At 45.4% G+C, this 5,129-nt stretch carries 9 protein-coding genes and 1 pseudogene; 8 read left to right on the top strand and 2 right to left on the bottom strand.

The genetic code is table 11. The features are described 5' to 3' along the window. The first annotated feature begins 202 nt into the window (after positions 1 to 202). From HWQ42_RS00545 to HWQ42_RS00520, 6 genes and pseudogenes are all read left to right on the top strand, one after another. Positions 203 to 595: an ASCH domain-containing protein gene (locus HWQ42_RS00545; RefSeq protein WP_292808378.1), complete on the top strand. Its 393-nt coding sequence runs from the start codon at positions 203 to 205 to the stop codon at positions 593 to 595. Continuing rightward, complete coding sequence (locus tag HWQ42_RS00540; RefSeq protein ID WP_292808376.1) at positions 592 to 2,076, top strand: DNA cytosine methyltransferase; 1,485 nt, start codon at positions 592 to 594, stop codon at positions 2,074 to 2,076. Before HWQ42_RS00545 ends, HWQ42_RS00540 begins: the two co-directional genes overlap by 4 nt. Beyond that, positions 2,073 to 2,542, top strand: a pseudogene (locus tag HWQ42_RS35385) (DUF1392 family protein). Before HWQ42_RS00540 ends, HWQ42_RS35385 begins: the two are co-directional and overlap by 4 nt. Then, positions 2,539 to 2,856: a hypothetical protein gene (locus HWQ42_RS00530; RefSeq protein WP_292808372.1), complete on the top strand. Its 318-nt coding sequence runs from the start codon at positions 2,539 to 2,541 to the stop codon at positions 2,854 to 2,856. Before HWQ42_RS35385 ends, HWQ42_RS00530 begins: the two are co-directional and overlap by 4 nt. A gap of 72 nt (positions 2,857 to 2,928) precedes the next feature. Further along, positions 2,929 to 3,120 (top strand): tetratricopeptide repeat protein, encoded by a 192-nt coding sequence (locus tag HWQ42_RS00525; RefSeq protein WP_292808370.1) that lies wholly within the window; start codon positions 2,929 to 2,931, stop codon positions 3,118 to 3,120. A 220-nt stretch (positions 3,121 to 3,340) separates the two neighbouring features. Further along, positions 3,341 to 3,604 carry a hypothetical protein gene (locus HWQ42_RS00520; protein ID WP_190944757.1) on the top strand — a complete coding sequence of 88 codons (264 nt, stop codon included), beginning with the start codon at positions 3,341 to 3,343 and terminating at the stop codon, positions 3,602 to 3,604. A 119-nt stretch (positions 3,605 to 3,723) separates the two neighbouring features. On the opposite strand, the gene HWQ42_RS00515 is transcribed toward HWQ42_RS00520, so the two are convergent. After that, positions 3,724 to 3,849: an IS1 family transposase gene (locus tag HWQ42_RS00515; protein WP_292808366.1), complete on the bottom strand. Its 126-nt coding sequence runs from the start codon at positions 3,847 to 3,849 to the stop codon at positions 3,724 to 3,726. Here HWQ42_RS00515 and HWQ42_RS35380 point away from each other — a divergent pair. Continuing rightward, entirely contained in the window at positions 3,834 to 4,301 is a 468-nt protein-coding gene (locus HWQ42_RS35380) for a hypothetical protein (RefSeq protein WP_334811774.1), read from the top strand. The genes HWQ42_RS00515 and HWQ42_RS35380 overlap by 16 nt on opposite strands. Positions 4,302 to 4,316: 15 nt before the next feature. Beyond that, positions 4,317 to 4,778: a hypothetical protein gene (locus HWQ42_RS35375; RefSeq protein WP_334811776.1), complete on the top strand. Its 462-nt coding sequence runs from the start codon at positions 4,317 to 4,319 to the stop codon at positions 4,776 to 4,778. On the opposite strand, the gene HWQ42_RS00505 is transcribed toward HWQ42_RS35375, so the two are convergent. Next, a complete protein-coding gene (locus HWQ42_RS00505; protein ID WP_292808364.1) occupies positions 4,745 to 5,044 on the bottom strand; it encodes a hypothetical protein in 300 nt (99 codons plus the stop codon). The genes HWQ42_RS35375 and HWQ42_RS00505 overlap by 34 nt on opposite strands. Positions 5,045 to 5,129: the final 85 nt, after the last annotated feature.

The raw sequence follows: 5,129 nt of genomic DNA, 5'->3' as shown, positions 1-5,129 counted from the left end.
GCCCAGATTTAACAGAGAGGTGCCCCGGATAATACCGGGCATCGACTCTACCAGATTACTACGACAAACAGACTACCCAAAAAGGCATTTTTGAAGTTTCAGTTTTGAAAAGCCGATTTAGTAGTGAAACGACTGTTAATCTCTTGTTTGATGAAAGATTTGGACAGTTTAAAAATTTGGCTAAATCTAATTATTAAAACCCATGAAAGCGCTATCTGTTCGTCAGCCTTGGGCATGGGCAATTATTTATGCTCTCAAAAATGTTGAAAACCGAGGCTGGCCCATTCATTATCGCGGCGACATTCTGATTCACGCTGCCAAAACTTGCACCAAAAAAGATTACCAGCTAGCGAGAGAATTTTGCCAAAGCATGGGGGTAGTAATCCCAGAGTTAATCTCTCTACGTCGCGGCCAAGTTATTGGCATTGTCACAATAGTAGATTGCAAGTTCTCACAAGTTGCATCTGGCTGGGGAATGGCTGGGCAATACCACTGGAAGCTGGAGAATCCACGTGAGATTATACCGATTCCTTACATTGGGCGGTTGGGGATTTTTGAAGTGCCAGACGATTTGGTTATGGAGGTGGTTGCATGACTAAAACAGCCCGAAGTCATACGCTACTTCCAAAGCCAAAATCAGTAATAGTTGAGTTATATGCAACACCCGAAAAATTCTTAGAGAAAGAGGTCAAAGCCTCACAGCGGGAATCAGTGGGTTGTCTTTATCAGTACCTCGAAACTAAAAAGCTACTTGATGGTTCAAACGTTTTTTATCCCCGTGTGATTGGTGAACGTGACCCGAATAATCCCGAAGATTGGCGATGGGCATTCAATTGGAAAGAGAAGATAAGCGGGGCATGGAAAGGCAAAAGTATAGGTTCAATTCCCCCTGGCGCTGTTCCAATGATTCGGACACTGCAACAAGAGAGGGCAACGCGAGAGAATATCATCGCCTTTATCAAAAAAGCGAAAACCAAAAAGCCATCACCAAAATTAGATGTCTGCAAAAATTTTGATAACACATATAAAAAACCAGTTCTTCCAGATGATGCACCGATCGCTGTAGTACTTTTCGCGGGTGGTGGCGGGATTGAAGCGGGGATGGTGCAAGCGGGAATTCGCCCAGTTATTGCAGTAGAGTTCGACCCAAGCAAACCAGACTTGAGCAGGGCGATCGCCAAAACCCATCACCGCAATTTCAGCAAATACGGGTGTAGAGTCGTCCAGCTAACAGTTCAAGAAGTAGCGTGGTTAGGATTTATAGGTTTTCCCCGCCGCCCCGATTACCTCCACGCCTCTCCGGTGTGCGCTAACTTCAGCCAAGCCCACACAGCTAAGGCGGGAAAAGGTATTGAAACGGCTGACGATCTGACGGCTGCGATCGCAGTAGCAGAAGCCATCCGACAGTTACAGCCAAGGGTGTTTACGCTCGAAAATGTGCCGCGTTATCAGAACAGTCAGAGTTTCAGTATCATCCTGTCAGCTTTGGAGCAAGAGGGGTATCTGGTTGATTACAGCGTGGTCAGCATGAACAAATTCGGATTACCCCAGGCGCGGCGGCGGTTAGTCCTGGTTGCAAGTAGAGGGTTTCGCGTTGCCTTACCTTCGGGTGCTACACCTTGTGGTTGGTATAGAGCGATCGCGCATCTAATCCCTACGATGCCCGATTCCCAACTACTCTCCAAACAACGGCAAGCGGTAGAGAAATTTCTGGCAGCTAACGAACCAACACCACTGCTGATTGAACGAGTCGGAGGGCGAAAAGATGTGAAATACAAGCCTGCACATTTACCTTGCAATACGATACTGCGATGCCTGCGGCGGGCTGCGCCTACGCATTTCACCGATCACAAAGATTGCAACCGTAGTAAGTTCGCTGATATCTGGTTGCCAGATAGTACGGTCAAATCCTTGTCTATTGAAGGGGCTGCAATCTTGCAAGGGTTTCCCAGTTGGTACGAATTCCCCAACGAGACTGCCACGGCTGGGTCAATCATCGGCTACTCTGTCCCTCCCAGTTTTGCAACACAACTATTTATATCCGCACAGAGCAAATTATTAGGAGTGGCTGTATGACTAACCTTGTCCAAAACTTAGAACAGTGCTGGTACACCTCTCCACCTTGGGGTCAACGAATCCCGCCGTTACTGGTCAGTTTGTTAGAGCGAGTGTACGTAAAGTCTGCCAAAGCATTCGGTTACTGCACTGGCATGGAGTGGTCAGAACATGGCTGGAAATACAAAATCTTTGCTTGTAATACCAATATTACTGCTTTGGGAAGTGAACTTATTGGTACGGTAATTTGCAATCGGTTATTAAAGAAAAACCTGTGTTTCGATTGGGTGAGTTGGTTGACTTTCGGTTTCATGGAGATGGGCCACCGATCCGCATAGTCCAAGGCATTCAACTGATTAACGATGCGTGGTTCTACAGCATCGAGTGGATGTCCCCTGCTATATCGGAAAGAGGTGACGAGGTTTTTACCTCCAGAGATTCCATCGCGCGGGTGACTGACTACGACTTGGAGCGGGTGCGATTATGACAATCTACACCTCATACTACCGTGGTGAAATCCGAGGCGAGGCCATCTCAATCTCGCTGTACCCTCCCAAAAATTGGAAAGGCAAACACCTGCCACTGTTCGCGCCAACTCCCGAACTGGTGGAAGGCATCAGCCCAGGATACCGCCGCACAGTCAGAATACACCAGGGAGTTCGGGAAGACTCTGGATTCTCGTCAGCAACTAATTCAATTGTGGGTGAGAAAACAGAATTTGGTCAAACAAACATAAATGCACCATTACCCCAAGGAGGAATCGTAGGCTATAGAGGGCGGTTGTTACTTAGGCAGGGATGAGGCGGGGGCGGCGAGAAGCGTTCGCGAAGCGTCTCGAAGAGAAGCTTAGGATTTTGGCGATCGCTTTGTTAGGTGGGCGGATACGCGAACGCCTACAATAACCGGGGAAATGCCCGCTTTGACTTGAGAGACTTGCAAGGGGCGATCGTTGATTTCAACCAAGCCATCAAGATTAATCCTAACTCTGCCAATAGCTATTACAACCGGGGTATTGCCCGCTCTGAATTGAGAGACAAACAAAGGGCAATCACCGATTATAACTAAGCCATCAAGATTAATCCTAACGATGCCCTAGCCTACAGCAGACGGAAACCTTGGGAAACAATAATATCCTCTACGCTTGTTGCGTCTATTTATATAGCTCAACTTATATAGCTCAACCCTTGATCTTCGGAAAAATATCACCAAATCGACAGAACCATCTGCTTTAGCTGGCAAGATAGAATCGTAATGAAAGTTAACATTGTTAAATATATCTTCAATTATGTTTCCTAACCTTGTGGAAGATACCAAAGAATACTGGTGCAAGTTAAATGAGTTAGAAGTTGCTTACCAAAAAGGTGAAGTCTCTATTGAAGAGGTAGATGCGAGGGTTAAATTGCTGATGACTGAATTAGGTAAAAGTCGCCAGGCAGCATTAAACTACGTTTTGAATAGCTTTTACCATCTTTTGAATGAGCAAGGAGAAGCAATTGTTGGTATAGCAATTTTAGGAGTCATTAGCTACGCTTGGGTGGTTCTCAGCTAAGTAGGCGGCTAGAATAAAATGTAAGATAAAAGAGATTTGTTCTTTGTAGAGGGGCAATATTGCTAATGTCTGCACCCATAAAGATAAATTGGCAATGTTCTAGATCGGTTGCTATGTCCTTAAACTAGTAAACCAAACTCATAGCGGTTGATGAATAAACCTATAACTATGCCGTACATCTCCTCTGTTTTAGAAAAGCAAATTGTCTTCTGAGCTAGCTGTTTGATTCTTGTTCTTAATCTCAAGTGCTTCTGTTCAATTCGTTGAATCTTCTGTTTACTGTTACAACTACTCTGGCACTAACCCTAAAAATCTCATCGCAGCACTGGACAAAGCAATTGCCAAAGGGGGGCATCATTTACTCTGTTGCTCTGCTCAAAAAGCAAAGTCCAAATGGGGAACCCAGGCACTTGAAGAACGTTTTCGCCGCAAATTCCCTTACCTACGAATCCTAAGAATCGACAGTGAATCTGTTGCTGACCCATCTCATGCGGCGTTTGGCTGTATCGCTCACTTGAACGAAATTCTTACCCAGTATGATTTGGTTATCGCTTCTCCAAGTTTGGAAACTGGAGTCAGCATCGACATTAGAGGACATTTTGATGGTGTTTGGGGAATATTTCAGGGAGTGCAACCGGTTAACTCGGTACGTCAGATGTTAGCGCGATTACGGGAAACTGTTGACCGTCACATTTGAGTGAGAGAGTGGGGGATGTCGGTTGTGGGCAATGGTTCTACATCGATAGGGGGATTGTTGAGAAGTCAACACGTTGCTACACAAGGGAACATTGCGCTATTGTCGGCGGCAGATAATGACGATTACAGCTATGTTGACCAGAATTTTCAACCGGAGTCATTGCAGACTTGGGGTAAGCGTGGTTCTGTGATTAATGTAGAAATGCGGCGCTATCGAGAGTCTGTTCTTGCGGGTTTGGTCGAGGATGGCTACACCGTTATTGATGCCGACGATGCTGATGACGATGAAAGTGGGGCTGTTATCGAGTCGGTTAAAGCCGCGTCTGTTGAATTGTATGCTGCTGAGTGTAAAGCGATCACGCAAGCTGATGAACTTTCCCCAACCGAACTCAAGAAGCTCCTTGACAACTGGACGTTCGCTCATTTTGACCTTGTGAGTGAGAATTATGTCTTACAGGGCTTAAGTTCAAGCTCATAAATGGATTCAGGGATTTTCATCAATAAAAGAATCTGTTTTTGAAGCTGGTTAATAGGGGTAATGAAGACCGTAGAATCAGGGAGGAAGTAAAGAGTTAGGTGACAAAAAGCCTTAAGCATTTGTTCGGCAGAAGGACGAGGAGTTTTTCGTTTGGGATTGCCATCATAAAGACCTTGCAAAGAATCTTCAGCTTGTTGAAGTGCCTGCCTGACAACAAACTCCATAAGGGTAAAAACGCGCAAAGCAATGTTTAATAAAAGCATCAAGCCAGTGATTCGGTTTTGATTCTGGAAGTAATATCATGTTCGGTAAATCACTTACGATTAAGCCCCGATTTTAATCCACCAGTGA

Source organism: Nostoc sp. JL23, assembly GCF_017115065.1.
Lineage (GTDB): Bacteria > Cyanobacteriota > Cyanobacteriia > Cyanobacteriales > Nostocaceae > Nostoc > Nostoc punctiforme_A.
Note: the sequence above shows the minus strand (reverse complement) of the source record. Positions and strands in the feature narration are given on the sequence as shown.